Origin of the sequence: Rhodococcus sp. 008, assembly GCF_001682295.1 — a bacterium.
Classification (GTDB): domain Bacteria; phylum Actinomycetota; class Actinomycetes; order Mycobacteriales; family Mycobacteriaceae; genus Rhodococcus_F; species Rhodococcus_F qingshengii.
Genome location: NZ_CP012749.1, coordinates 713,843 through 739,080, shown reverse-complemented (window position 1 = coordinate 739,080; position 25,238 = coordinate 713,843). Strand labels below are relative to the sequence as shown.

The following is a 25,238-nucleotide window of genomic DNA, read 5'->3' as shown; positions in this document are numbered from 1 at the left end:
CCCCTACGTCAACAGGGCAGGATCGACCGCTATTCCGGGAGGCCCGCGGGTAGCACGAGGATCTTCACGTGTTCGTCGGGTGCGCGCAGAGCTGCGAAAGCGTCCGAGACTCCATCCAGACCGACCCTGCCGGTGATGATCGCTTCGGCGTCGATCTCGCCGTCGGCGAGCCTCTGCAGGGTGATGTCGTAGGCATTCTCGTAAGGACCGTGACCGAAATTGATCGAGATCCTCCGGAACTGCCCGACGACGGGAATGATCGTCTCGTCGCCGAACGGCGCAGCCAGAACCTGAATCCGCGAGTTGAACGGCAGAGTGTGCATCAGTTCTCCGATGACTCCCGCCCGCCCGCTGCATTCGTAGGCGATCAGAACTCCGTTCGCGGCCTGGCCGACAAGCTGGTTGCCTTCGGCGATCATTCGATTCCACAGTTCGATCGGATCCTGCTCGGCCGGATCGACGACGATGTCCGCGCCCATCTTCGCGGCGAGCTCGCGTCGTTTGGGGGAGGGCTCCGACGCGATGACGATCTGCGCTCCGCGCGCTTTCGCGGCGACGATGGCGCCCAGTCCGATCGTTCCGCAACCGATGACGAGCGCCGAATCGGCCGAGGTGAGGCCGGACTGTTGGAGGTGCATCTCGCCGACGTGGAGAGGTTCGGCAAGTGTGGCGTGCTCGAGTGACAGGTGGTCGGGAACTTTGCGGACCCAGAACCCGTCGACGACGATGTGATCGCCGAACGCGCCGTGGTACTCGTTCGAGTAGCCGATGATCGTCGGGATCCCGGTAGCGGTGTCGGTGGCCAAGCCGATGCCGGCCACCCGATCGCCGATCGCGAAATCGTCTACTGCAGAACCGGTCTCGGAGACGATACCCGCGTATTCGTGCCCCAGCACCACTGGCGCGTCCGGATCGAAGGTGGCGAGCGGGTAGCCCCCGTCGTGCGCGACCTGAACGAAGCGGCACGGGTCCTTCGACATGCTCAGGTCACTGCCGCAGATCCCGCAGGCGACGACGTCGATGCGGATCTGATGGGGTGCCAACGGCGGCGGGTCGGCGATCTCGGTGACCGCGAATTCTCCCTGCTGGAAACGGACGGCCCTCATGCGCGCACGGCTCCCGTCTCGGCCGGCTGGCCGTAGTAGTCGGTATGGGCTTTGGTGATCGCTCCGACCAGCCCGCCGATCAGGTACTCGCGATTGTCCTCGGCGAACTGCATGCTCGCCTGACGCCCCACATTTCGCTTCCGGAAGTGCGGGACCACCTCGGAGGCGAACAATTCGTAGCTGCGTTTGGTGTCCTCCCAGCTCGCCATGTCGACGTGAAGGATCAAGAACGTGCCGAACCCTCCCGTCTTCTCGATCAGACGCTCGATCTGTGCGATCGCATCTTCGGGGGTACCGATGATCGCCTGACCGAACTCGCCGAGCGTGTCGTTGCGCCACTGATCGATGACTCCGGCCGGTGTATCTGCCCAGGCCGGGTTCTGGCCGGTCTGTCGATTCACGTAGGAAGCCATCGATTCGATCCGTCGGCTCACGGCGCGCTCGGCCTCCGCTCGGGTCTCGGCGATGAACATCGGATTGACCACACGCCACGTCGCTCGGTCGGCGCGGTGGCCGTGTTCGGCCGAGACCTTCTCGTACACATCCCAGTTGCGATCCAGTGCGTCGAAGCCGCTGGGTGAACTCGCGGCCAATGAGAGCAGGGAGAGGCCGTTCTTGCCTGCGAGCACCGAACCGTTGGGGGAAATCGTGGACGCTGTCACTGTCTCGATGCCGTCCGCGCGGTAGGTGGGCAGCTGTGCGCGTGCGTCACGCAACGTGAACCAGTCGGTTTCCATGTTGACGACCTCGCCGCGAAGCAACGCGAGAATGGCCTCGAGCGCTTCGCCCTGGCGACGACGCTGGTCCGACGGGTTGATGCCCATCATGTGCGCATCGAGGGGGATCTTGCCCGGGCCGGTGCCGAAGATGAGTCGTCCGCGCGTCTGCAGATCGAGCTGAGTGATGCGGTCGGCCGTGATCAACGGGTGGTGATAGGGCAGAGACGTCACGCCTGTGCCGAACTGGATGCGCTCGGTTCGCTCTGCGGCGGCCGCGATGAACATGTCCGGGGCAGGCACGATCTCGGCGCCGGTCGAATGATGCTCACCCATCCACGCTTCTTCGAATCCGAGGTGGTCCAGGTGTGTCATGAGGTCGATATCGCGTCTGAGTTGCAGGGCGGGATCGGCGTCGAGCGGATGGTACGGGGCGAGGAAGGCTCCGAAGCGGATGGACGATGCGGACCACACGATGACAACTCCTGTCGACAGGGGAGTGATTTGGATCACTCGCTCTGATCGAGATGTCTAACATGGATCACCTGATCCAATAAGTTGAGCCTCCCGCACAGTGGGAGATTTGTAATCACCTGTAGTTCAACGTTATCTGGTGCAATGACGTCGGATATCGTTGTTGCAAGTCGATCGACTGAACCAAGTACTTTCCGAAGGAGTATTGAAGAGGTATGCAACTGGACGTCACAATCACCCCCGACTCCTCGACCGTCGAACTGAACAGTGTCGACGACTTCACCAGTCTCTCGGTCGTCGTTGGCGGCGACGATCGATCCGAGACTCTGAGTCGGGTACTGGAACCGTGGGGGGAACTCGAGGGGGATCACGTCTGGCTCGACATCGGCCACTTGGAGCAAGCCGTCGCTGCCCGGATCGGAAACACCGAGTGGAGACAGAAGTTCTCCGCGATGGTGGACTACGCACGCGCCCACGGCTGGGTGGATCGCGACAACAGGGTGCGAGCACACCGTGAATCACTCTGACTCCGCGTTCGCCACGGTTGAGACGTTTGTCGAGCCCGTGCGAAGCTCGTTCGTATGACCGACTCCCGGCAGAACCGTCAAGGCGACGCGACGCGTCTGCGTTTGCTCAAAACTGCTGAAAGGCTTTTCGCGACAGAGGGATTGGATGCAGTTTCGCTGCGCTCGGTCAACGCCGCGGCCGGTCTCGGGCCGTCATCGGTCCACTACCATTTCGGAACCAAGGACGATCTGGTCGCAGCGGTGCTGTTGGACATGGGAACGTCGGTGCGAGATCAGATCAGCGCGAACGTCGACGCCCTCTCCGCCGACAAGACGCCGCCGACGGTGGAGGCGCTGGTACGGGCCGTCACTGCGCCCTACAAGGCATTGCTCCTTCGCCATCGCACGCGGGGAATGCGATGGATCAGAATCGTCACGCAGATCTCGCAGCCGCAGATGTCACGACCGGGCCATCCAGCCCTCGAGGCGACCGAGCTGCACCTGCGTGAACATCTTCTCGACCAGGTCCGTCGTACTTTTCCTGCTACCGATCCCGAACGGCTCGAGACTCGCTGGGCGATTGCCTTGATGGGCTTCCTCCAGGCGTTGAGCCGGGCGGACGATTGGAGCGGAAGTGGCAAGCCGCTCGCGCCGGAGCGGCTTGCCGACTTCTACGAGGACCAGGTCGTCTTTCTGGTGGGTGGTGTGCGGCAGTTATTGGGGTGAGCGCCTAATCGATGCGTCTCCTATTTCTGCGCGACCACTGACTTCCGCATTTCCATTACATGAGTAATAGCTTCGGAAATTCCGGACCGGTAACCGATATTCTTTTCGGAATCACCCGGAGTGGAATCAAGCTCCGATTCGAGTCTCGTTTGAATGCGGTCCAGGGTATGGATTGTTCTTTTCACGATGGTTGATTCTCTTTCTGCGGTAAATCCGATAGAAGTATTCCGGATTGCCGAGCGTGTTCGTCGAGGACGCAGAGTGAAGCGAGGGTCATGCCCGCTGCGTACCCGCGCGAGCGTGCGTCAGTTCCTCGATTACGTGACTTGAACAGGTTGAACGTTTCGTGCAGGTGCACAAGGGTGTCGGTGGGGGCAGGCATTGGTCAGCTTCGCAATCAGCTCGTCTTCTCTGGACTTTGCTGTCAGCTCCGCTTCCGCTTACGGATGAACTCGGAAGACTCCGCAGATTTCGCCCGCTTCTCCGCGCGGCGTTCCTTGATCGACTGGGCGGGTTTCTTCATGTTCTTACCCGGCGCCTTGTCAGCCATTGTCGCTCCTCATTTTTCGAAGTGGCAATCACAAACTGACCTCGACCATACTTCATTTACAGAAAAAAGCCAGTTGCTTCTTTTTTGCTACTTTTTTCCGGAGTCGACGGGGCTGACGGAAGTAATTCGGTGCAACGTGAAACGGCGAACCGCGCCGCTCGCGGGGTCGAAGGCGTCCAGCTGTCCGCCGCCCACGCTGACGGGGTCGACGATGCGATGCGTCGCGACCCCCTGGGCGTCGACGTAGCCGATGTTGACGCTCGAATTGTCTCGGGCCGCCGTGGCCAGCAAGGCGATGGTGGCGGCGTTGTTCTCCCGTGAACCGTCCGTTCGCACTCCGCCGCGGCCGGGGGCGGAAGCACGGTCTCCGGCCCGCATCGTGCGGACCAACGACGCCAGCTGATCCGCCGACGGGCTCGCCGGCATCCTCGACGCCGGTCGGCTGCGACGGTTGGGTACACGTGCCCCGCGTGGGCGGAGATCGACCAACGTGCCCGAGGAGTCCTCACCTGCCGGCGCGAATCCGGCGGCTCGCAGCTCGGTCAGGACTTCGCGGAGAGGGGCCTGCGAAATCGCGACGGTGGGAGCCAAGGCGCGCAGTGCCAACGGCTCGGCCACTGCGGATGCGAGGACCTCCGCCAGCAGTGACGCGTCCTCACATCGAATGAACGACGCCGCCACTCCGGCACGCAGTCGTCCGTGTCGACGGGCGACATCGTCGATCAGATACGAAAGTGATTGGGGGACAGGAGTCTTCGATTTCGAAGCGAACATCGTATGCAGTTCGGTGGCCGTCAGACCGGCGTCGAGCGCACGACGCACGCTGTCCTCGCTGATGCGGTACATGGACGCCGATCCGGCCGACTCGATGTCTGCGACCAGGCTCACCTGCTCGAGCAGGTCCGGTACCAGCGGGCCGGGCGCAACCAGAGTCAGATCCGCCTGGACCAGGATGTAGTCGATGGGCTCGGGTAGGGCGGACTGCATTTCGGCTTCGGCGTCCCCGCCGTGCAGCAAAGCTCGTCCAGGTGACGACAACGCGCCGCGGGCCACCAGCCCGAGCGCGGCGGCCTCGTCCAGAGTCCGCTCGATCGCGAACGTCCGTAGGCGCCCGCTCCATCGCGGGCGTCGCCACGCCAGTAGTCGACTTACCTCGACGGCCGACGCGGTCTGGCCGCTGTCGAGTTCGGAGAGCAGCCCGAGAATGGCCTGACGATCTCGCGGAGCCGCCGGAGCGCGGCCCTCCTCGGACAACGCCGCGATCGGCTTGTCGGTGGAATCGCGCAGCCCGATCATCCACGGGACTCGAGGTACGTCGACCCAGGCGGACGCCAGGACCTCCCACCGTCGCGCTGTGGATGCGTTCAGCCAGCCGTCGACCGCGAGCGTGGGCGTCCAGTATTCGTCCGCGTTGTCCGAGACCGGCGCCGGATCTGGTGTTCCACTGGCGATGAGTCCGGCTGCCGAGAGCAACTCGACAAGTAGGCTCACGCGCGCTTCGTCGAGATCGGCCGTCTTGGCCACGCGTCGTAGTTCTCGAACACCGAGCCCACCGGCTCGCAGTGCGGGGGCCGGCGCTGCGCCCAGAACAGCGATCACGTTCTCGCATTGGCGTACCAACTCGAGCGCCTCGCCGGCTGCTGCGGCGTTCACGTCCGCCGGCTTGAGTTTGTCGCCCCCGATGACAGGTGCGGTCAGCGTCGTCGGATCGAAAACCGGCTCGCCGCGGATGACCTGACGAACCGTCGCCGGAAGCTCGACGGTCTGCTCGTCGAGCCACCGCAGCAGGCCGGCCGCCAGCAGTCGTTGAACCGGGCGCTCAGGCGGCGTTCCGGGGGCAGCGTCGCGGGTGCGACCGATCGGGCTGGAGTTGGCGAGTGTCTCGAGGAGATCCCGCTCGCGGGTGTCCAGAGCGTTGAGCGCAGCCGAGATCTCGGTCTCGGTCATCGCCTCGGCAGGTTCGAGGGCGCGCCCCACACGCCACGGAATCATCCCGATGACTGCCGGGACGACGCTGATGGGATCGACACCCCAGATGAGGGCGGACGCGCGCATCTTCGACAGAGACTTGTCGACGGCCTTCTTGGTGACCTTGCCCTTGCCGGTCAGCGCTCGTTCGGCGATCGCACTGTTGAGCTCCGCCCGCGTCATCGGAGTTTCCTCGGCGCCGCCCAGCGCCAACAATTCGAGAAGACCGAAATCGAGGGTGTCGAGTTCGTCTGCGGCTCGGCTGACCGACGCGCGTTGCTGTGCCCGACCGCTGAGAACCACCATCGTGCTCGGCGGCGGTACGGCCAGATCGGGGCGCAGACGCAGCAACTCCGTCAACTCGGCGTCACTGCGCGCCGAGAGCCAATCGGTCAGACTTTCGGCTGCGGAACTGCCCGCCGGGGTGCCACGTGTTTCGGTCATCAGGTATCAGATTAGAGACCTGGTCTGTACGGCGTAACGGCGTCCTGTCAAAATGACTTCGTGGCCAACAATTCGAAGCAACACTATGTAGATCCAGGATGGCCGGAAACTGCAGACGGAGATCACGCAGTGACCGAATTGTCATCGACCCGCGCAGGTGGACTTTCACCCTTCGGCGAGGACACCACCTTTCCGGTTCCGGTGGAGTCACTTCCTTACGTACACCCGCACACCGTCATCAACCGATAACAACTCGACACGAAGAAGGCCCGCACCGAATCGGTGCGGGCCTTCTTGATGTTCGAGCGTCCGAGCGGACAGTCTTGCCGGTGTTACTTGAGGAACGACTTCGCGGTGTCGGCGACTGCGAGGATCTGCGGGTCGACCGGGATGCCGTTGGCCTCGGCGAATGCGATTGCCTGATCGATGGCGTCGGCGACCGGGTGTGCAACGGTCTGTGCGACCTGCTGCGCCGGAGCCGGAGCTGCCTGAGGAGCCGTCGTGGCCGGAGCGGAACGCTCGGTGGCGCCGCTGCTCAGCCCGAGGCTGGAGGAGCAGGACGGCCATGCGCCCCAACCCTGGTTTGCGAGAACACGCTCGGCAACAACGATCTGCTGCTCGCGAGTGGCCTGGTTTGCGGTGGCTGCGTACTGTCCGCCGCCGTGTGCGTTCCACGTGCTGGGGGAGAACTGCAGTCCGCCCTGGTAACCGTTGCCTGTGTTGATGGCCCAGTTTCCGCCGGCTTCACACTGGGCGAGACGATCCCAGTCGGAGTCGGGGGCAGCGTTTGCGGTTCCGGTGGCTGCAATTCCTGCTACGCCCATGATGGCGCCGGTGACGGCGACCTTGGCGACAGTGCGGCCGGTGGTGGTGGGCTTGCGATGGCGTCCGCTCATGATGGTCGAAATCCTCTCCACACGCGCCTGCGAGGTCAGCTGTCGGGTTCGGGCTGAGAGGTCGCCCGGCCTCGCCTTTCCTGGCTGGAAAGGGTCTGGCTTCACCCCAAGATTCGGTCTTGCGATCGAACCGGTGTCCACTGGAGAACTTTTCTGTTCTCACAGAGGACTTTGGGTCCCCCGTCCTCGTCCCTGGAATGCTCTGTCGGAAGTCCGGTACCCGCGGGACAAGGCTTGGCGCGGCGGGCCGGAGGTGGCCGAGTTTCCCGGCCGAAAACGACGGTAACGGCTCGAGTCGCTCGTGTCACCATTTGATAACGCGGCGTGGCGAAAGACGTACAACGCGTCACACAAAGCGCAGGAGACTCTTCCCAGGTAGGTGGGGGTGCCCGAGTGAATGTCCGGTTGTGTCCGTTCCGTTATCCATCCGTAATGTGAGCAAGGTCACACGTTATGCGGAAATAGAATTTCGGGCGATTGAGAGGTGCGTCGATCCGGACCCAAGGTTGTGGCCCGTGTCTCAACATCGACTTTGGAACTTAGGTTAGGTTTGCCTGACTTGCCTCGCTTGGGCAGGTTTCGCAGAGTCTTCCAAAGAAGTAGGGCACCCCTCATGAAACTGCAATACCGTCGGCGTGCGGTCACCGCGTCACTCGCCGTTGCCGCTGCTGCTGTCGGCCTGGCCGTCACTGCTCCCGCTGCACACGCCTCACCCGAGGATCCGACACACGGTGTTGTCGGAAGCTATTCCGCAACCCAGCCCGGCGACATCGTCGTCGACGCGGCAACCCACCGCGGATACATCACGCAGTACGGCGGACCGACCAGCTCGTTGTCCGTCGTCGACACGAACACCGGCAAGTCCGTCGGCACCATCGACGGCGTCGTCGGTTACCCGTCGGCACTTGCCGTCGACTCGGGCCTCGGACGCGCATACGTGTCCTCCTCCTACGGCGGCGCGATCTCGATTGTCGACACGAAGACCGGCAAGGTCGAAAAGACGGTCACGCTGAGCGAGAAGAACCCCGACGGCTCGCGTCCGCAGATCAACGATGTCGTCGTCGATCCCACAACACACCGCGCGTACTTCTCGGACTACAAGTCCGGCAACATCCGAGTCGTCGACCCCAACGCCGCCGACGCCGTGTCGAGCATTCTGGTCCACAAGTCGGCAACGCCGACCAAGCTCGCCTTCGACAGTGTCCGCGGCTTCCTCTACATCGCGGACACCAACTTCTTCGACGAGAATTACGGCCGCACGCTGTGGCAGGCGGACGTACGCAAGGGCGGAGCACTCAAGTCGATCGTGCGTGCCGACAACCTCTACCCGGTCGACGTCGATGTCGACACGAACACCGGCAACATCTACATGACCGACACCCGGGCAACCAACCTGTGGGCGATCACCCCGGCCGGCGCGGTTCTGTCGAAGACCACGCTGTCTCCGACCGCGATTCCCAACGGCGTGGTCGTCGACGCTGCGGCAGGCATTGCATATGTCGCGGACGTCATGAACGGACACCTGTGGTCGGTCGATCTGACGACCCGCGCCACCACCGCTCTGACCGATACCAAGGTTCCGGCACTGGAGAAGGTCAAAAACCTCGCGCTCGACACCTCGACCGGCGCCATCGCGTCGACGACCAACGGGGGCAAGGTGACAGTCGTTGCTGCGTACCCGCTACCCGCCACCGTCGAATTGCCTGCCGCTCAGGTAGGTAAGGCGTATTCGCAGAAGCTCACTGCCGCCGATGCGCGCGCAACGTTTGCACTCACCAGTGGCACTCTGCCCGGCGGACTGTCCCTCGCACAGGACGGCACCATCTCGGGTACCCCCACCGCTGTCGGCAGCGTCACCGTCGAGATCACTGCGAAGAGCGTGCTTTCGCGTGCTTCGAGCGTGACCATCGTGGTCTCCGAGGGGCCGGTCGGCCCCGTCGATCCGGGCAACCCGGGAACGGGAACCGGTTCGCTCGGTAACCTCCCCGGACTCGGTAGCCTCGGCCGCTGATACGACCTGATACCAGAGAACCCGACCACAGCAACTGCTGTGGTCGGGTTCTTCGGTCCGCGGGCCCGCTATGCGTAATCGACGCGGTCCACGACTATGCGTAATTCACCCGGTCCACGTCGACGATCTCCTTGCCGAGCGGCATCAGCGAGATCGGAATCATCTTCAGGTTCGCGACCGCGAGCGGAATTCCGATGATCGTGATCGCCATCGCGACGGCGGTGACGATGTGTCCGATCGCCAACCAGATACCGGCGATGATCACCCAGATGACATTGCCGATCATCGAACCGACACCAGCGGTCGGCTTGTCGACGACGGTCTTACCGAACGGCCACAGTGCGTAGATGCCGATGCGGAATGCCGCGATTCCGAAGGGAATCGTGATGATGAGGATGCAGCAGATGATGCCTGCGGCGAAGTAACCCAACGCCAGCCAGAAGCCGCCGAAGACCAGCCAGATCACGTTCAGGAGGATTCTCATGGTCAGTGACCTTTCGGTTGGAGGCGGGAGTGATCAGCGCACGCGTCGACCGGATCTGAGCGTGTAGACGATGGCCAGGAGGAAGCCGATCGGGCATGTGAGTGCTACCAGGTACAACGCCAGGCCGGGTGGGGTGTCGCTGAAGATATGGACTGCGAAGATGGCCACGATCGCCAGGAATCCGACGATGAACAGTGCCATCGCCGTACGGAACAGACCGTTTCCGGTGCCGGAAGTGCGCGGGTTCGGTTGAGGGTCCACACCTACGAGGATAGTGCCTGTAAACCTGGGTGCCGACCCGGGTTCGTCACAGGTAGACTGTTAACAGACTGCGCGCCCCGCTGAAGCAAGTGTGGGGCGCGTTCTTTTGCATTCTTCCACCGGAAGCGATGCGAGCAAGGCCATGAGGCTCTTCCGAGAGCCTCCCGAGCACATTGGGGCAGACGCCCCAGTCGAGTGATGAGCAGGTGAACGCGGTGCCGACCGGCAAGGTGAAGTGGTACGACGTCGAAAAGGGTTTCGGCTTTCTGTCGCAGGAAGAGGGCGAGGACGTCTACGTCCGTGCTTCCGCTCTCCCCGAGGGCGTCGAAGGCTTGAAGGCCGGCCAGCGCGTCGAGTTCGGAATGGCTGCGGGCCGCCGCGGTCCGCAGGCACTGAGCCTGAAGGTACTCGAGCCGGCGCCGTCGTTGCGCGGCGCGACGGCGACGCGTCGTGAGCCCGTCGAGCGTAAGCACACCCCTGATCAGTTGCACGGCATGGTCGAGGACATGATCACGTTGCTCGAGGCGAAGGTCCAGCCGGATCTGCGCAACGGCAAGTACCCGGACCGTAAGACCGCTCAGCGGATCTCCGAGGTCGTCCGGGCCGTCGCTCGCGAGCTCGACACCTGATCGCTCGATACGAGCTGCCGTACACGGCTTCGAAACAAAATGCCCTGCACACCAATCGGTGTGCAGGGCATTTTCGACGTTCCGGGGATCAAGCGGTCTTGATCGACCAGATCAGCAGTCCCTGTTCGCTTCCCTCACCGACGGCGAGGTGGATTTCGACGCCGACCAGTTGCTTGACGGGATCGCTCGAAGACTCGACCGTCACTGCCAGGGCCTCGCCGGGCTCGAAGACTCGGGGCTCACCGGTCTGGTTGCCGTCGGCATCCTCGTAGACGGCGAGCAGTGCCCACTGCGCATCCGAGACGTCCGTCGACAACGACAGCTGCAGCGGGTAGCCCGCTGGAACGTCGAGTGCGTAGATGTCGCCCACCTGGGCGCACTGGGACAGGTCGATGGTGCAGAAACCGGCAGGGTTCGTTTCGATCGTCTTGCCGTGTGCGTATGCAGTGATGACCGGCAGCTTGTCGGGGTCGTCGTTGATGTTCTTGATGATCACGAAAAGAACGGAGACGTAAGCAACCAGTGCCACCACCATCAGGACACTGATCGCTGCCACGATCTTCTTTGTTCTCGAGCGCATCATCACTGCGGAGTACTTCCTTGTCCTCGGTTGGATTTACCGGTGTAAATCACTTCGGTCACTTCTTGTTCGGCCAGATCGGGTCGCTTCCCGCCGAGGCCGGGCAGGAGGCTGCTTCCTCGGTAGCTCAGGAAGGTCTGCAGAAGCCCGATCGTCAGGAACACCGATACAACAGTGAACCCGATCCAGTATTCGGTCGGAAGCAGAACCCCCAATGCGCCGCCGAGTACCCAGCTCAGCTGCAGAACCGTCTCGGATCTACCGAATCCGGACGCGATCGATTCCTCGGGCAGGTCGTGCTGGAGTGACGCGTCGAGTGAGACCTTGGCGAGCGCGCTGGCGGCCGATGCGATGAGCGTGGCAAGCGCGGCCGTCATGAGGTTGTCCGTCAGAGCTGCGATCACCGCGATGATCCACACCGACGCAGTACACCGGAGCACGATCAAGGCAGGCCGGCCGAGCTTGAGGCGCGCACCCGTGGCATTTCCGGCGAAGTTACCCAGACCGGCTGCTGCGCCGACCAGGCCGAGCATCATGGCCTGCTGGAGCGGCTCGTGATCGGTGCGTGATTTGGCGACGAACGCGATGTAGAGCGTCAGGAAGCCGGTGAGCACGCGAATGGTGCCGTTGCCCCAGAGTCCGATGATCACGGCGCGTCCGAGAGGCTGACGGACCTTGGCAGGTTTGGCGTCCGGCTGCGGTGGGGCGCTGCCGGCGTGATGCGCTTCGTCCGGGTGGTAGGTGATGGTCGCGGGAACCTCACCTTCGGTGACCTCGACCCACGACGGGATTCGCATGCTCAGATATGCGCCGAACACGGTGACGGCGACCGCGAACCACAAGGCGCCGGTGGAACCGAAAGCGAGCGCGAGCGCACCTGCGACAGCTCCGGCCCCGATCGTTCCACCGATCAGCCCGAAGACCGTCAGACGCGAATTCACGCGCACCAGGTCTATTTCCGGTGGTAGGACACGTGGTGTCACTGCACTCTTGAGCACCGAGAACGATTTACTGAGCACCATCATGCCGAGCGCGGCCGGATAGAGGATCCAACTGTCGAAGTTGAAGACCAGGATCACCGCGAGGAGCGTCCGGATTCCGAACGACGACGCGAGTGCGATGCGGCGTCCGCGCTGCAACCGGTCGAGCATGGGGCCGATGAGCGGTGCGATGACCGCGAACGGTGCGATCGTGATCAGGAGATAGAGCGCGACCTTGGTCTTGTCCTCGCCCGTCGCGGCCGAGAAGAACAGCGTGTTGGCCAGAGCGACGGAGATCGCCGCGTCGGTCGCGTTGTTCGTCATCACCGCGTAGGTGAGAGCGGTCAGACCGGACTTGTCCGCGCCGTCGGCCTTCGCCGCGCGCTGGAAGGTCGCGATGCCCTTGTTCGTCAGTTCGCGGCTGCGCATCGCTGCGACGCGAGTGACGGTGAGCTTGCGAGGCATCGGTGGAGCCTTGGGAGCGTCCGCCCCCGGCGTCTTCGAACCGGCCGCGGATTCGGAGTCTCCCCGCGATTCGGGAATCGGATGCAGCGGTGGCAAAGGCGTGCGACGGGCAGCGGGACGGGCCGAAGGTGGGTAATTGTCCGGGCGGGCCGCGGGTGGGTAATTGTCGTAACCGGGGTGCACCTGTTGCCCCTCCGGCTCGTCGTGGATTCGCCGAGTTTCGGGGTCGTAGGGTTCGCGCGGTCCGGTCACCACTCAATTCTGTCCTAGTGTCGGCGCGGCTACCACGCACACCCCTGCGAGTCCTGTGTCATGTCGGACTCAGTTAACAAAACGGACTTCGAACATCTGCGGCCAATACTTGCCGGTGAGCAGGAATCGATCGGTACCGGGAATCTGCGCGATGCCGTTGAGAACGTCGACGGTGCTGGTCGATCCGTCCGCGACGAGTTCTTCGCGTAGCGGCGAAGCGTCGTACACGTTCGTGACGCTGCCGTCCGACGGGTCGATTCGGACGACGGTGTCCGTGGTCCAGACATTGGCGTAGACGGAGCCGTCTTCGGCGCATTCCAATTCGTTCAGCTTGCCGACGGACTCCGAAGATCTGGTGACGTCGACGGTCGAGATCGGCGCAAAGGTTTCGGGATCGCGAAAGGTCAACGTGGCCGAACCGTCGCTCGAGACAATCCGATCCCCGAGCGAACAGATTCCCCATCCCTCGGTGTCGAGTGGGAACCGCCCCCGTTCGGTCAAGGTGTCCTTGTCACGGGCGATGGCAACGCCGTCTTTCCAGGTGAGTTGCCACAGTGTGTCTCCGGCGACCGTGATGCCCTCACCGAACAACGGCGGGTCGAGATCGGCACGCGCAACTTCCGGTCCCGAAGCGGGGGACTGCTCGTCGGAGATCTCGCTCGAGCGCACCCAGGACTGCCCGACGCGTCCGGTGCTTTCGTACAACCGGTTTCCGTCGATCTCGAGGCCCTGCGTGAACGCGTCGGGATCGTGCGCGGACACTCGAACGATCTCGACGGAGCCGGTTTCGGACGTGAGGTTGTCGGGAGCGCCGGGGGAATCGGAGCACCCCGCCAAGGCCGAGGCGATCACGGCGACCACTGCAAAAGTGCGCACGGAATTGGCGTGTGACCTACTCATCTGCCCAGCATGGCAGCCCAGTGCGTTGCGGACTTGCGGTGGTGCGGCAAACTGGAGGAGTGAGTGTTGCTACTTCTCCAGAGCGTGCAGTGCCGCGCCCAGTACTGGCCGATGCGGTCGAGCTTGCCCGAAAGGCAGTCGTCGACCTGCATGAAGGCGGTGTGGGGGCATACCTCGGCGTGACGTCGGAGGACGAATTTGCCGCCACCCATCGATTTGCAGCAGACATTCCGGGATACCGCGGTTGGCAGTGGGCGGTTGTCGTCGCTGCCGGACCGGAGGACACCCACGCCACGATCAGTGAGTTGGCGCTGTTGCCGGGTCCCGACGCGTTGGTTGCGCCGGAATGGCTGCCATGGGATCAGCGGATTCGTCCCGGCGATCTGTCCGTCGGTGACCTACTCGCCCCGCCGGCCGAGGATCCTCGCCTCGTTCCCGGCTACGTCGCCACCGGTGACCCGGAAGTCGACGAGGTAGCTCTCGAAATCGGGCTCGGCCGCAAACAGGTCATGAGCCGCGAGGGCCGACTCGATGCCGCGCAGCGTTGGTTCGACGGTGACTTCGGCCCGGAGTCGGAGATGGCGAAGGCCGCGCCGTCGACGTGTGGACTGTGTGGATTCTTCCTTCCACTCGCCGGTTCGCTGCACGCAGCGTTCGGTGTGTGCGGAAACGAACTCTCCGCAGACGGCCGTGTGGTCAGCGTGTCCTACGGTTGTGGCGCGCACTCGGACACCAGCCTGCCGCTCGGTGCGGGCTCGCCGCAGTTCGACGCATTCGACGACGGGGCCGTCGAGCTGATTGCGGTGCCCGCTCGCCCGTCGAGCGCTGTTGCAGTTGAGGATTCGGTATCCACCGAGTAGAAGATCCGTTCGGTACGGACGCACTCCGCGAGGCGACGCTGCGCGCGTGGTCGGAATCTCCGACGCGATTGCGTGAAGACGCGGCTGCGGAATCCGACCTCGCAAAGGCCGGGTACCGCGACCGTCTGCTCACCGAACTGGCGCAGAACGCTGCCGATGCAGCAGCACGCGAGGGCGTCCAGGGCTCTTTGTGGGTGGACGTGGACGGTCGGACGATGACGGTGGCGAACACGGGCCGTCCACTGGACGAATCCGGTGTACATGCGCTGACCGCGCTGCGCGCGTCGAACAAGGTCGACGCCGACGAAGGTGTGACGGGACGGTTCGGCGTCGGATTCTCGGCAGTTCTCTCGGTCAGTGACGAGGTGGAACTGCGCTCGTCGACGGGATCGATTCGATTCTCTGCCTCGCACACTCTGCGCGAGATCGAGTCTCGCGAACTCCCGGTGCCGGAAACCGGTGTCCCCGTACTTCGTTTGGTGTGGCCGTTTGGCGAATTGCCGAGCGATGGTGCTGATTCGGAAGTGGTGCTGACGCTTCGGCCGGACGTCGATGCCGCAGCGCTGCTTTCGCAGATGGCACGTGAGGCCGTCGACCTGCTCCTCGAACTCCCAGCTCTCGGATCAATTCGTCTGGGTGAGAAGACTTTTCGGCGATCGGAACGGGTGCTGGATTCCGGCCTCGTCGAGATCGCGATCGGTGATCGCACGTGGTGGCAGTACACCGCGCCGAACGCGCGATGGTTGGTGCCGGTCCGCGACGGGGTCGTCGAGCCGGTCGCAGACGACGTCCTGCGGGCGCCGACGCGATCCGACGAGGAACTGTCGATCCCCGCGATCATCATTGCCGACATTGCAATGCAACCCGATCGGCGACGCCTCATGCCCGCTGCACCGATCGCTCCGCTTGCCGAGGGGTACGCGAAGTTCCTTGCTGCACTACCTCCTCGGCAGCGAACGGCACTCGTCCCGATCCCTGCCTTTGCCCGCAGCGAAACCGATTCGCTTCTGCGCGAAGCGCTTCTGAAGGAGCTGCAGGAAAACGAGTGGCTTCCGGTGGTCGGTGAACCCGACCGCGCGCCGCAGCGAGCATCCGTGGTGCCCGGGCTCGGTGATGACCTTGCCGAGTTGCTCACCGACATCATCGGCGGCCTGGTTGTCCCCGAGCTCTCCGGCCCCAAGCACGAGCGAGCACTCGCGGCAGTGTCGACGCACCGCATCGGGCTCGCGCGCATCGCGGAACTGCTCAGCGGTTCGGAACGTGAACCGAAGTGGTGGAATCGACTCTATTCGGCTCTCGAGCCCTTGGTGATCGACACTCTTGCGGTGGAAGAGCTTGGAACACTGCCGGTTCCGCTCTCCGACGGACGGACGGTGACCGGGCCGCGGACCGTCGTCGTCGGCGTCGAACTGGGCGAAGACGCGCCGTCGGTGCAGTGGACGAGGTTGGTTCATCCCGTCGCGGTTCACCCGTTGCTGTCTCGATTGGGAGCGCAGACCGCGAGTGCCACCGACCTGCTGTCCGATCCGGCGCTGCGCGCATTGATCGAAGATGCTGCGGACCAAGATGATTCGGTAGCGACGGAGTTGGCGCAAGTTGTACTCGGATTGGCGGCCCACGTGGCGCCAGGGGCGCTGCCGTCGTGGATCGGTGAAGTGCTGCTTCCTGATTCGGAAGGCGAATTGCGGTCCGCCGACCAACTTCTGCTTCCGGGAGCTCCCCTTGCAAGCGTCCTGGTCGAGGATTCTCCCTTCGGCATCGTCGACGCTGATTTTGTTCAGCGGGTGGGGGAGCAGGCGCTACGGGTAGTCGGTGTCGGGTGGGGTTTCACGGTGGTCCGTGAGGAATTGCCTTCCGGCCCCGATCACGATCTCGACGCCGAAGACGCATGGTGGGACACCCTCGACGAGGACCCCGAATACATCGAAGCCGTGCGCGATCTCGACCTCGTGGACGAAGACCGCTGGCCGCAGGCGTTGTCGCTGCTGGTCGAGTCGCCGGCGACGCGGGCGCTGCTCACCGACCGTCGTGGATACACGGCGTGGTGGTTGCGTTCGAATGCCGAACTCGGCGGTGAGGTGCTGGGCTTGCTGCGCGCTCCGGGCGATCGCACCTTCGAGGGATTGCTCGATGCTGCCGAACACCCCGACGCCGGATTCTTCTCCGGATTGCTGGCATCGGATACCGTCGACGATCCGGAACTGGCTCAGCTGCTGCTCGATCGGCTTGCCGACCCACTACGGATGCCGGCCTCCGCCGTCGTCGCGCGGACGCACCGACTGCTGGGTGAGGCAGCGCAGCGACGGGTTCTCGACCTGGAGGAACTGCACCTGCCTCCGTTCGTGCGAGGCCTTTCCGGCGATCTGGTCGATCCCGGCGACGCCCTTGTTCTCGACCGACCGTGGCTGGGAGCAGCACTACCTGCGCAACGAGTGGTGCTCGGCAGCTTCGAGACGGCCGACGCACTGGCAGATCTGCTCGACGTCGCGACGGCGTCTGCATCCGTTCACGGACGAGTGAGCAGCACCGGCGTCGTGACGACTTGGGCGAACGAACCGCAGGCAGTTCTCGGCTTCGCAGCCCTCGGCCGTGAGGTACCCAGCGGCGAGGTAGTGATCCATCACGAACTGACGGTGGAACTGACGGGGGCGGTCGAGACGACGGTGATCGTGCCGTGGTGGGTGGACTCGGACGGCGTTCATCACGTGATGCGTACGTGGACTCTGCCGCAAGGAATGTGAGGGCAGATGTCTTTTGATCAGTGGGTACTCGACAGCGCAGTGAGTCAGCGGACGGCGTGGCTCGTAGACGTCGTCGACGTCATCACCGACAGCGGCGGAACCCTCGCGTCGTGGCTGATCGCGACGCTGCTCACGATCGTGCTTCTGGTTCGGGGACTGCGTACCGAAGCTCTGCTGATCGCCGGATCGATGTTGACCGGTCTGCTCGTGATGAGCGGATTGAAGCGCATCTTCACGCGAACCCGCCCACCCGTTCCGGAGCGATTGATCGAAATCGATTCGTATTCGTTCCCGTCGGGCCACGCGATGATGAGCGCGATACTCGCGACTTCGGTTGCCGCCGTGATCCTTCGTCTTGCCTTGCCGAGGCTCGCGAAGACGGCAATGCTCGCGAGCCTCGGCCTGTACACGATCGCCGTCGGATTCTCCCGCGTCTACCTGGCTGCCCATTGGATGACCGATGTACTGGCAGGTTGGGCGTTCGGGATGATGTGGGCCGGCGTGTGGATCTGGGGAACCGCGCAGATCAGAAAGCGCCGGGCGCTGGTTACTTCGTGAGCTCGGCGAGTAGTTGGCTCGTGGCCCACGGCAAGCTCAGTGCCGAGCTTGCGGTCAAGGCCGCACCGACCTGCGGAGCCTGATCGTCTTTGACGTAGACGACGCGATTGTCCTTGACCACGTCGAGTTGCTGGAAGCCAGGGTTGTTTCGGACCGCCTGTGCGGCATCGGGATTGCCGATGACAACGAGACGGTCCACGTCGAGAAGATCCAGTCGTTCGGTGGAGATCGGCGCGTAGAACTCACCGTTCATCAAGGCCTCGACCGCGGGAGCAGGTTTGAATCCGAGACTGCCGAGAACCCGTCCGCGGGCGTCCTCGGAGGAGAAGGCGTAGAACTCCGGGGTCGCGTCGACGCTGATGATCACCGCGGTCTGGTCTGCAAATTCCGGGTGAGCGCTTCTGGCGTCGGCGAAATGCCTGTCGATATCGGCGACCAACTTCTCGCCGTCGGCTTCGCGACCCACTGCCTTCGCTGCGGTCTTCGTCGTGATCTGCCACGGAGTTGCGTAGTCGCCGTAGGCCGGATCCTTCGCGACGGTCGGGGCGATCGCGGAAAGTGTGCTGTACAGGTCTTTGTCGATGCTCGAGTAGAGCGCGAGGATCAGGTCGGGCTCGAGCGCAGCGATCTTTTCGACGCTGATCGTGGTTTCGGGATTGCTGCCGACGACGGTCGGTTCGGTTCCGCCCCAAGGGCCGGTGACCCATGGCCACGTGCGGTTGACGTCCGGTTCGCCCGGGTACTGGTTGACCATTCCGACGGGCTTGATGCCCAGAGCCAACAGAGCCTGCTCGTCGTTGTAACCGACGGTGACGATCCGTTGTGGTTCGGAATCGATCGTGGTGCTGCCGAAAGCGTGATCGATCGTGACGGGGAAGGCGCCACCACCGGAACTCGACGGACTACTTGCTGCGTCGTCGTTCGAACTGCAGGAGACGAGTGCTGTGCCGACCAGGGCGACCACAGCAACGGATGTCAGTCTCGTCCAACGTCCTCGGCTTTTCCAACGATTTCGGTGGGAGATCTTCACGGCTACGTGGTTCCTTTCAGCATTGACAAGCTAAGACCGACACTGAAGTACAGGGTAGGCTTACCATACTGAAAGGGTGAATCGACCTGCTCAGTCGACCAGACCGGCGCCCTGTTGTGCGCCCTTGTCACCGCGCACAGCTGCGCGTCGTTGAATGGAGAACAGAGCGAAGCCGAGGAAACCGACTCCGATACCCGCGTAACAGATCGGGAGTGCATCCGACCAACGATCGCCGCTCACCGCGACCACGATCGTGGCGATCACCCACAACGCGGTGCCGATGATCAGTGCCGGCGCGGGTGCGGACAATTTGCCGATCAGGCCTGTTGTGTTGCGAGTCTCCGTCACAAAATTAACGCTACCCGTACCCCGGTGGCCTACTCTCCCTAGTGCGACCGGCTTCATGTGCGCCGGCACACGGCGACCTACAGCGATGGGGAAAGAACAAACATGGCGGCACCCGGCAAGATCCTCGACACCTATTTCAAGATCAGCGAACGAGGGTCGACGATCTCGACCGAGATTCGCGGCGGTGTCGTCACCTTCGTGGCGATGGCCTACATCGTGGTCCTCAACCCCCTGATCCTCGGCAGTTTCTCGGCTGACGACGCTGCAGCGAAGACCGACGTTCTCGGCAACATCCTTCCGGTCAACCAGGTGGCGGCGGTCACCGCTCTGGTTGCCGGCCTGATGAGCATCGTCTTCGGTGTCGTTGCCAACTACCCGTTTGCCATCGCCGCGGGTCTCGGCATCAACAGCCTGCTCGCCGTCACAATCGCACCTCAGGTCACCTGGCCCGAGGCGATGGGCCTGGTGGTCATCGACGGTGTGATCATCGTTCTGTTGGCACTCACCGGTTTCCGAACTGCGGTGTTCAATGCGATTCCCTCGGCATTGAAGTCCGCGATCGCGGCCGGTATCGGCATGTTCATCGCCTTCATCGGACTGGTCGACGCCGGATTCGTCCGCCGTATCCCCGATGCCGCCGGTACGACGGTTCCCGTCGGACTCGGAATCAACGGCTCCATCGCTTCGTGGCCGACCGTGGTGTTCATCTTCGGTGTGCTGCTCATGGGTGTTCTGGTAGTGCGCAAGGTTCGTGGTGGACTGCTGATCGGCATCGTCGTCACGACGATCCTCGCTGCGATCATCGAGGCAGTTGCCGACGTCGGACCCTCGCTCGGAACCAACCCCAAGGGCTGGAACCTCAGCATCCCCGCGATCCCGGAGATGCTCGGTGGTATGCCTGATCTGAGCCTGGTCGGCGACGTCAGCATCTTCGGCGCATTCACCCGCATCGGTGTTCTGGCCGCCAGCCTGCTTGTCTTCACCCTCGTGCTCGCGAATTTCTTCGACGCCATGGGCACGATGACGGGTCTCGGTAAGGAAGCCGGCCTGACCGACAAGGACGGAAACCTCCCCAACGTCGGTCGCGCGCTTGTCGTCGAAGGCGCGGGCGCGATCGTCGGCGGTGGCGCTTCGGCGTCGTCGAACACCGTGTTCGTGGAATCGGCGTCGGGTATTGCCGAAGGCGCCCGCACGGGCCTGGCAAACGTCGTGACCGGACTGCTCTTCCTCGTCGCGATGTTCCTGACGCCGCTCTACTCCGTCGTGCCGATCGAGGCAGCTGCGCCTGCCCTCGTCGTCGTCGGTGCGCTGATGATCGGGCAGGTCCGAGACATCGATTTCACCAAGTTCTCGGTTGCTCTCCCGGCGTTCCTGACCATGATCGTCATGCCGTTCACCTACTCGATCGCCAACGGCATCGGCGTCGGCTTCATTTCATGGGTGGTCCTGCACGCTGCCAGCGGTGGTATCAAGAAGATCCACCCGTTGCTCTGGATCGTGGCGGCACTTTTTGTGGCCTACTTCACTGTCGGACCCATTACCGACGCCCTTACGTGAAATCAGGGTTGACCGGTATTCGATTACGTGAGCTACCGGCCAGCTCTTGACGTATTGTCTGACGCGTGACCACCGAAACTCGTGCGCTGGCCAGCGATCTTTCCCTGGCTGTAGTGCGTCTCACCAGGCATCTGCGCGGCCGCAGAGTCGACGCTCAGGTATCGCTGACGCAACTGTCCGCCTTGGCGAGCCTGGATCAGTACGGCCCGATGACTCCTGGCGTACTCGCAGCACGTGAGAAAGTGCAGCCGCCGTCGATGACGCGCGTTGTTGCTTCTCTCGCCGAGCTCGGTCTGGTCGAGCGCTCGCCGCATCCCACGGACGGTCGTCAGATCATCGTGAATCTGTCCGACGCCGGGCAGGCGTTGCTCGCGGACGAAACCCATGCGCGTGAGGCGTGGATGAACGAGCAGCTGGCCGGGCTGGGTGGCGAAGAACTCGCGACACTGCGCGGTGCCGTCGAGATCATCACCGAGATGGTCAACAAGACGGAGTAGCTCCGCTACCTAGAGGTCGTTGCCCAAACGAATTACTCGAGGGGCAAGATAGTGGGGTGCCCCGAGACCCCGATTCCGGCATGTTTGCCGCGCTCCACAACCGCAACTACCGCCTTTGGGCTTCCGGACAGATCGTTTCTCTGGTCGGCACGTGGATGCAACGCATCGCCCAGGACTGGCTGGTACTGACGCTCTCGGACGGCAACGCGCTGGCGGTGGGCATCGTCATGGCCTTGCAGTTCGGCCCGACGCTGTTCTTGTCGGTGTGGGGTGGGGTGCTGGCCGATCGGTACGACAAGCGTCGGATCCTGATCTTCACGCAGTGGGCGAGTGCGGTATGCGCGCTGGTGTTGGGTCTGCTGGACGTCGGTGGGCTCGTCGCGTTGTGGCATGTCTTCCTGATTGCCTTTGCCCTCGGCTGTGTCTCGGCGCTCGACGCACCCGTGCGTCAATCGTTCACCATCGAAATGGTGGGCAAGGAACACCTGTCCAACGCCATCGCGCTCAACTCCATGACGTTCAACACGGCCCGCATCGTCGGTCCGGCCATCTCGGGTGTGCTGATCAACCTGATCGGAACAGGGTGGGTGTTCCTGCTCAACGTCGCGACATTCGGTGGGGTGCTCATCGCGCTCTACCTGATGAACAAGAAGGAGTTGATCCCGTCGGAACCGGCCCCGCGCACCAAGGGGCAGGTGCGCGACGGGTTCCGATATGTATGGGGCCGCAAGGACCTTCGCGTGATCATGGTGTCGGTCTTCATGGTCTCGACCTTCGGCCTGAACTTCGCGATCAGCCTGGCGGTGATGGCGCGCAACACGTTCGGCCTCGAGGCCGACGGTTACGGATTGCTGTCCACGACGCTCGCCGTGGGCACCCTTGCCGGCGCTGCGTACGCCGCAAGACGGAAGGAAGCGCCGCGGTTGCGGACGTTCCTCGGTGCCGCCGTGGCTTTCGGTGTGTTCGAGGTCGCGGTGGGATTGATGCCCACCTACGCGTTGGTGGCGCTGATGTTGATCCCCACGGGCGCACTGACGTTGACGTTCACGACGTCCGCGATGAACATCCTGCAGATGTCGGTGCCTTCCGAGATGCGCGGGCGGGTGATGGGTATCTACATGCTCAGTTTCCTCGGTGGCACACCGCTGGGAAGCCCGTTGCTGGGTTGGCTCGCCGACTCCGTGGACCCACGTGCGCCCTTGATCGTGGGCGGAGTGATCTCGCTCGTCTCGGGCACTGTGGCCGGGGTGTACCTGCTACGCAGCGAAGGGCTGAAACTTCGTCTTGCGCGACCGGAAGACGGTGGCAGGCTGCCGGTTTTCGTCCTGCGTCCGGTGATCGTATGCGACGCGACCGAACAGGCAGTCGAGGCTAGCCGCGCGCCGTGACCTTCTCACGCTTGGGAAACACCGTGTAGCTCAGGGCGATTGCTCCCCAGATTGCGAGTACCACTGTCAGCTTGCTGATCCATCCGTCGAGGGCTCCAGTGCGGGTGGGGTCGTCGACGAGGAAGATGGCCGCGCCGAGAAGTCCGCACGCGACGGCCCAGGCGATCGCGGCTTTGCCGAACTCGCGCCATTCGCGCAGTGCTCGCGCACTCCCGTACTTGGGTGGTGCGACGGGAGCCGGGCCGCCGGCGAATCGGTAGGCGAACCTGGCGTCGGCCCAGGAGATGAGGCTGTGTCCGAACGCGACGGAGAATCCGATGTAGGCCGCGGCAAGCCCATGGGTGAAGTTCGCCTCGCCACCGCCACGAAGATCGAGGGCTGTGGCGACGAGCAGTACGACATCCACCAGGGGCGCGCAGATGAGCAGTGCGGCGCCCAGCGTTTTGCGGCGCAGTAGATAGCGGGCCGCGAGACCTGCGGCGATGAACACCCAGAACATGATTTCGCACGCGATGATCAAGTGGACGATCATGACATCAGCTCATTTCTAGTACGACTGTGTTAGTGATTGAAAACTAGCACAGCTGTGTTAGTTTTGTGAAGTGGTGAAACGTAGCAGTCCGGATGAGCGGCGTGAAGAGATCGCCGAGGCCGTGTGGCGTGTGATCCGTCGAGACGGTGTGGCGAGCGCCAGCGTCCGGGCGGTCGCGGACGAGGCGAAGATGTCGACGGGGTCGCTACGGCACTTCTTCGCGACGCAGTCCGAACTCTTGCTGTTCGCGATGACGCTCGTGACCGTCCGGGTGGAGGAAAGGATTGCCGGCATCGACTTCGATCCCGACATCCGCCGCGCGATCCGTCAGTTCACCGATCAGTTCGTTCCCCTCGACCAAGATCGGCGTGAAGAAATGCAGGTTTGGGAGGCCTTTGCTGCTGCCGCCCAGACCGATTCGGCGTTGACGGCGGTGCGTGACGAGACAGACCGGACCTTGTTCGAGCACTTTCGTTCGTTCGTGGAAGCGGCGCATCGAGCGGGTTTTCTACGGCCGGGTGCCTCGGTCGACATCGAGGCGATGAGATTGCATGCGCTCGCCGACGGGCTCGCGTCGCACGGCGTCGACAATCCCGAGCGAACCAATCCAGAGGTGATCAGCCAGGTGCTCGACGCGCATTTTGTCACGCTGTTGCGTTAGGTCGGGAGTAGTGGTGGGGGCTCGCGGTGCGTACGGCACGATAGACCCGTGGTTCACGTCATCGACATCTCAGATCCCGCCGACCCCCGGCTGGATGACTTTCGCGATCTCAACTCTTCGGATCGGCGCCCCGACCTCCCGGAGGGCAAGGGACTGGTCATCGCCGAGGGAGTGTTCGTCACTCAGCGACTGCTGACTTCGCGGTTCGAGCCGATCAGTCTCCTCGGCGTCGAACGACGGCTCCTGGAGCTCGCTGACGATCTCGACGGTGTGGACGTGCCGTTCTACCGTACGAGCGCCGAAGTGATGGCCGAGGTCGTCGGATTTCACCTCAACCGCGGCGTCCTCGCTGCAGCAGCGCGCCCGGCACCGCTCGCGGTCTCGGACGTGTTGAAGGACGCGAAGACCGTCGTGGTTCTCGAAGGCGTCAACGATCACGAGAATCTCGGCTCGATGTTCCGCAACGCGGCGGGGCTCGGTGTCGATGCAGTTCTGTTCGGGAAGGGTTGTGCCGACCCGCTGTACCGGCGGTCGGTCCGTGTGTCGATGGGGCACGTGCTGCGAGTGCCCTTCGCGCATGTGGCAAAGTGGCCACACGACTTGGATGAGCTGCGTGGCAACGGTTTTCAGCTCATTTCCTTGACTCCGAATCCGGAAGCGGTCACTTTGGCCGAAGCGATGACCGGGGAGAAGGTAGCGCTACTGCTGGGCGCCGAGGGGCCAGGTTTGACCGAACATGCGATGCGGGCCACCGACATTCGTGCCAAGATACCGATGGCGCCCGGCACCGACTCGCTCAACGTCGCGACCGCAGCGGCGATGGCCTTCTACGAACGTGTCAGGACCGGCCGGTGACTCAGGACCGCACGCCCTGGTTCACCGGAATCGCGGTGTCGGTGTTCGCAGCCATGCTCTCGACCAGTGCCGTCGCGGCGTTCTGTGTCGCGCTGGGCAACGTGAACGTGCTCCTGGCGGTTGTCGTCAATGTCATTGCGGTAGGCGGACTTGCGCCGACCGTCTGGCGCTGGCGAGCCGTCCCCGTCTGGCGATGGGTGGTCTACGGCGCGGTAGCCGGCGTACCGCTCGGGTGGATCGCAGCGATAGCCGCGTGAACCTGT

Annotated in this window: 27 protein-coding genes and 1 riboswitch; of the genes, 14 read left to right on the top strand and 13 right to left on the bottom strand. The window is 63.5% G+C overall.

Annotated features, from left to right (window positions below; genetic code table 11):
* Nucleotides 1-29: 29 nt before the first annotated feature.
* Nucleotides 30-1,106 (bottom strand): alcohol dehydrogenase catalytic domain-containing protein, encoded by a 1,077-nt coding sequence (locus AOT96_RS03420; RefSeq protein WP_050654728.1) that lies wholly within the window; start codon nt 1,104-1,106, stop codon nt 30-32.
* Complete coding sequence (locus AOT96_RS03415) at nt 1,103-2,296, bottom strand: LLM class flavin-dependent oxidoreductase (protein ID WP_054188959.1); 1,194 nt, start codon at nt 2,294-2,296, stop codon at nt 1,103-1,105. Before AOT96_RS03415 ends, AOT96_RS03420 begins: the two co-directional genes overlap by 4 nt.
* Before the next feature lie 215 nt (nt 2,297-2,511).
* On the opposite strand from AOT96_RS03415, the gene AOT96_RS03410 reads away from it, so the two are divergent.
* The gene (locus tag AOT96_RS03410) at nt 2,512-2,823 is read left to right on the top strand and encodes a hypothetical protein (protein ID WP_003939736.1); all 312 of its coding nucleotides are present in this window, start codon (nt 2,512-2,514) and stop codon (nt 2,821-2,823) included.
* 54 nt (nt 2,824-2,877) lie between these two features.
* Nucleotides 2,878-3,528 (top strand): TetR/AcrR family transcriptional regulator, encoded by a 651-nt coding sequence (locus AOT96_RS03405; protein ID WP_003940633.1) that lies wholly within the window; start codon nt 2,878-2,880, stop codon nt 3,526-3,528.
* Between the two features lie 424 nt (nt 3,529-3,952).
* Here the strand turns inward: AOT96_RS03405 and AOT96_RS36305 are convergent, their stop codons facing one another.
* Both AOT96_RS36305 and AOT96_RS03400 read right to left on the bottom strand, forming a co-directional pair.
* The gene (locus AOT96_RS36305) at nt 3,953-4,078 is read right to left on the bottom strand and encodes a hypothetical protein (protein WP_003940363.1); all 126 of its coding nucleotides are present in this window, start codon (nt 4,076-4,078) and stop codon (nt 3,953-3,955) included.
* 87 nt (nt 4,079-4,165) lie between these two features.
* Complete coding sequence (locus tag AOT96_RS03400) at nt 4,166-6,490, bottom strand: helicase-associated domain-containing protein (RefSeq protein WP_047270951.1); 2,325 nt, start codon at nt 6,488-6,490, stop codon at nt 4,166-4,168.
* Between the two features lie 60 nt (nt 6,491-6,550).
* On the opposite strand from AOT96_RS03400, the gene AOT96_RS03395 reads away from it, so the two are divergent.
* Nucleotides 6,551-6,739 carry a hypothetical protein gene (locus AOT96_RS03395; RefSeq protein ID WP_019744939.1) on the top strand — a complete coding sequence of 63 codons (189 nt, stop codon included), beginning with the start codon at nt 6,551-6,553 and terminating at the stop codon, nt 6,737-6,739.
* An 83-nt stretch (nt 6,740-6,822) separates the two neighbouring features.
* Here the strand turns inward: AOT96_RS03395 and AOT96_RS03390 are convergent, their stop codons facing one another.
* On the bottom strand, nt 6,823-7,386 hold the full coding sequence (locus tag AOT96_RS03390) for a transglycosylase family protein (RefSeq protein ID WP_003939675.1): 564 nt from the start codon (nt 7,384-7,386) through the stop codon (nt 6,823-6,825).
* An 8-nt stretch (nt 7,387-7,394) separates the two neighbouring features.
* Nucleotides 7,395-7,604, bottom strand: a riboswitch (cyclic di-AMP (ydaO/yuaA leader).
* A gap of 395 nt (nt 7,605-7,999) precedes the next feature.
* Here AOT96_RS03390 and AOT96_RS03385 point away from each other — a divergent pair.
* A complete protein-coding gene (locus AOT96_RS03385) occupies nt 8,000-9,397 on the top strand; it encodes a YncE family protein (protein ID WP_007733505.1) in 1,398 nt (465 codons plus the stop codon).
* A 94-nt stretch (nt 9,398-9,491) separates the two neighbouring features.
* On the opposite strand, the gene AOT96_RS03380 is transcribed toward AOT96_RS03385, so the two are convergent.
* On the bottom strand, nt 9,492-9,881 hold the full coding sequence (locus AOT96_RS03380) for a YccF domain-containing protein (RefSeq protein ID WP_003939919.1): 390 nt from the start codon (nt 9,879-9,881) through the stop codon (nt 9,492-9,494).
* A 33-nt stretch (nt 9,882-9,914) separates the two neighbouring features.
* Entirely contained in the window at nt 9,915-10,142 is a 228-nt protein-coding gene (locus AOT96_RS03375) for a hypothetical protein (protein ID WP_065351289.1), read from the bottom strand.
* Between the two features lie 215 nt (nt 10,143-10,357).
* On the opposite strand from AOT96_RS03375, the gene AOT96_RS03370 reads away from it, so the two are divergent.
* On the top strand, nt 10,358-10,771 hold the full coding sequence (locus AOT96_RS03370) for a cold-shock protein (protein WP_007733502.1): 414 nt from the start codon (nt 10,358-10,360) through the stop codon (nt 10,769-10,771).
* 88 nt (nt 10,772-10,859) lie between these two features.
* On the opposite strand, the gene AOT96_RS03365 is transcribed toward AOT96_RS03370, so the two are convergent.
* The 3 genes from AOT96_RS03365 to AOT96_RS03355 all read right to left on the bottom strand — a co-directional run bounded on the left by AOT96_RS03365 (nt 10,860) and on the right by AOT96_RS03355 (nt 13,948).
* Nucleotides 10,860-11,327, bottom strand: a complete 468-nt coding sequence (locus AOT96_RS03365) for a DUF2771 domain-containing protein (protein WP_223304425.1) — start codon at nt 11,325-11,327, stop codon at nt 10,860-10,862.
* Nucleotides 11,328-11,353: 26 nt separating this feature from the next.
* Nucleotides 11,354-13,048, bottom strand: coding sequence for an MFS transporter (locus AOT96_RS03360; protein ID WP_223304424.1), 1,695 nt, complete (start codon nt 13,046-13,048; stop codon nt 11,354-11,356).
* A gap of 69 nt (nt 13,049-13,117) precedes the next feature.
* A complete protein-coding gene (locus tag AOT96_RS03355; protein WP_073512664.1) occupies nt 13,118-13,948 on the bottom strand; it encodes a glutaminyl-peptide cyclotransferase in 831 nt (276 codons plus the stop codon).
* A gap of 38 nt (nt 13,949-13,986) precedes the next feature.
* Here AOT96_RS03355 and AOT96_RS03350 point away from each other — a divergent pair, with 38 nt between their 5' ends.
* The 3 genes from AOT96_RS03350 to AOT96_RS03340 all read left to right on the top strand — a co-directional run bounded on the left by AOT96_RS03350 (nt 13,987) and on the right by AOT96_RS03340 (nt 18,107).
* Nucleotides 13,987-14,808, top strand: a complete 822-nt coding sequence (locus tag AOT96_RS03350) for a DUF3027 domain-containing protein (RefSeq protein ID WP_030535360.1) — start codon at nt 13,987-13,989, stop codon at nt 14,806-14,808.
* A gap of 68 nt (nt 14,809-14,876) precedes the next feature.
* Nucleotides 14,877-17,549 carry a sacsin N-terminal ATP-binding-like domain-containing protein gene (locus tag AOT96_RS03345; protein WP_065351288.1) on the top strand — a complete coding sequence of 891 codons (2,673 nt, stop codon included), beginning with the start codon at nt 14,877-14,879 and terminating at the stop codon, nt 17,547-17,549.
* A gap of 6 nt (nt 17,550-17,555) precedes the next feature.
* The gene (locus AOT96_RS03340; protein ID WP_065351287.1) at nt 17,556-18,107 is read left to right on the top strand and encodes a phosphatase PAP2 family protein; all 552 of its coding nucleotides are present in this window, start codon (nt 17,556-17,558) and stop codon (nt 18,105-18,107) included.
* Here the strand turns inward: AOT96_RS03340 and AOT96_RS03335 are convergent.
* On the bottom strand, nt 18,097-19,137 hold the full coding sequence (locus AOT96_RS03335; protein WP_083197580.1) for an iron-siderophore ABC transporter substrate-binding protein: 1,041 nt from the start codon (nt 19,135-19,137) through the stop codon (nt 18,097-18,099). The genes AOT96_RS03340 and AOT96_RS03335 overlap by 11 nt on opposite strands.
* A 90-nt stretch (nt 19,138-19,227) precedes the next feature.
* Nucleotides 19,228-19,485: a DUF2530 domain-containing protein gene (locus tag AOT96_RS03330; protein WP_007733492.1), complete on the bottom strand. Its 258-nt coding sequence runs from the start codon at nt 19,483-19,485 to the stop codon at nt 19,228-19,230.
* Between the two features lie 102 nt (nt 19,486-19,587).
* On the opposite strand from AOT96_RS03330, the gene AOT96_RS03325 reads away from it, so the two are divergent.
* The 3 genes from AOT96_RS03325 to AOT96_RS03315 all read left to right on the top strand — a co-directional run bounded on the left by AOT96_RS03325 (nt 19,588) and on the right by AOT96_RS03315 (nt 22,927).
* Nucleotides 19,588-21,042: an NCS2 family permease gene (locus AOT96_RS03325; RefSeq protein WP_003940242.1), complete on the top strand. Its 1,455-nt coding sequence runs from the start codon at nt 19,588-19,590 to the stop codon at nt 21,040-21,042.
* 65 nt (nt 21,043-21,107) lie between these two features.
* Nucleotides 21,108-21,539 carry a MarR family winged helix-turn-helix transcriptional regulator gene (locus AOT96_RS03320; protein ID WP_003939901.1) on the top strand — a complete coding sequence of 144 codons (432 nt, stop codon included), beginning with the start codon at nt 21,108-21,110 and terminating at the stop codon, nt 21,537-21,539.
* Between the two features lie 80 nt (nt 21,540-21,619).
* Nucleotides 21,620-22,927: an MFS transporter gene (locus AOT96_RS03315; RefSeq protein WP_007733487.1), complete on the top strand. Its 1,308-nt coding sequence runs from the start codon at nt 21,620-21,622 to the stop codon at nt 22,925-22,927.
* Here AOT96_RS03315 and AOT96_RS03310 read toward each other — a convergent pair.
* Complete coding sequence (locus tag AOT96_RS03310; protein ID WP_003940103.1) at nt 22,911-23,459, bottom strand: hypothetical protein; 549 nt, start codon at nt 23,457-23,459, stop codon at nt 22,911-22,913. The two genes, AOT96_RS03315 and AOT96_RS03310, sit on opposite strands and share 17 nt — an antisense overlap.
* Before the next feature lie 70 nt (nt 23,460-23,529).
* Between AOT96_RS03310 and AOT96_RS03305 the strand changes: the two genes are divergently transcribed.
* The 3 genes from AOT96_RS03305 to AOT96_RS03295 are packed head-to-tail and all read left to right on the top strand — an operon-like array spanning nt 23,530 to nt 25,232.
* Nucleotides 23,530-24,120, top strand: coding sequence for a TetR/AcrR family transcriptional regulator (locus AOT96_RS03305; protein ID WP_037128521.1), 591 nt, complete (start codon nt 23,530-23,532; stop codon nt 24,118-24,120).
* Between the two features lie 48 nt (nt 24,121-24,168).
* Complete coding sequence (locus tag AOT96_RS03300; RefSeq protein WP_003939731.1) at nt 24,169-24,975, top strand: TrmH family RNA methyltransferase; 807 nt, start codon at nt 24,169-24,171, stop codon at nt 24,973-24,975.
* On the top strand, nt 24,972-25,232 hold the full coding sequence (locus AOT96_RS03295; protein ID WP_030535366.1) for a DUF2537 domain-containing protein: 261 nt from the start codon (nt 24,972-24,974) through the stop codon (nt 25,230-25,232). The genes AOT96_RS03300 and AOT96_RS03295 overlap by 4 nt, the downstream gene beginning before the upstream one ends.
* Nucleotides 25,233-25,238 lie beyond the last annotated feature (6 nt).

Bases quoted from the DNA above. Each gene is read 5' to 3' on its own strand.
- AOT96_RS03310 (WP_003940103.1), bottom strand. From the start codon at position 23,459: ATGATCGTCCACTTGATCATCGCGTGCGAAATCATGTTCTGGGTGTTC.
- AOT96_RS36305 (WP_003940363.1), bottom strand. From the start codon at position 4,078: ATGGCTGACAAGGCGCCGGGTAAGAACATGAAGAAACCCGCCCAGTCG.
- AOT96_RS03385 (WP_007733505.1), top strand. From the start codon at position 8,000: ATGAAACTGCAATACCGTCGGCGTGCGGTCACCGCGTCACTCGCCGTT.
- AOT96_RS03390 (WP_003939675.1), bottom strand. From the start codon at position 7,386: ATGAGCGGACGCCATCGCAAGCCCACCACCACCGGCCGCACTGTCGCC.
- AOT96_RS03315 (WP_007733487.1), top strand. From the start codon at position 21,620: ATGTTTGCCGCGCTCCACAACCGCAACTACCGCCTTTGGGCTTCCGGA.
- AOT96_RS03405 (WP_003940633.1), top strand. From the start codon at position 2,878: ATGACCGACTCCCGGCAGAACCGTCAAGGCGACGCGACGCGTCTGCGT.
- AOT96_RS03325 (WP_003940242.1), top strand. From the start codon at position 19,588: ATGGCGGCACCCGGCAAGATCCTCGACACCTATTTCAAGATCAGCGAA.
- AOT96_RS03400 (WP_047270951.1), bottom strand. From the start codon at position 6,490: ATGACCGAAACACGTGGCACCCCGGCGGGCAGTTCCGCAGCCGAAAGT.
- AOT96_RS03420 (WP_050654728.1), bottom strand. From the start codon at position 1,106: ATGAGGGCCGTCCGTTTCCAGCAGGGAGAATTCGCGGTCACCGAGATC.
- AOT96_RS03355 (WP_073512664.1), bottom strand. From the start codon at position 13,948: ATGAGTAGGTCACACGCCAATTCCGTGCGCACTTTTGCAGTGGTCGCC.
- AOT96_RS03380 (WP_003939919.1), bottom strand. From the start codon at position 9,881: ATGAGAATCCTCCTGAACGTGATCTGGCTGGTCTTCGGCGGCTTCTGG.
- AOT96_RS03410 (WP_003939736.1), top strand. From the start codon at position 2,512: ATGCAACTGGACGTCACAATCACCCCCGACTCCTCGACCGTCGAACTG.
- AOT96_RS03340 (WP_065351287.1), top strand. From the start codon at position 17,556: ATGTCTTTTGATCAGTGGGTACTCGACAGCGCAGTGAGTCAGCGGACG.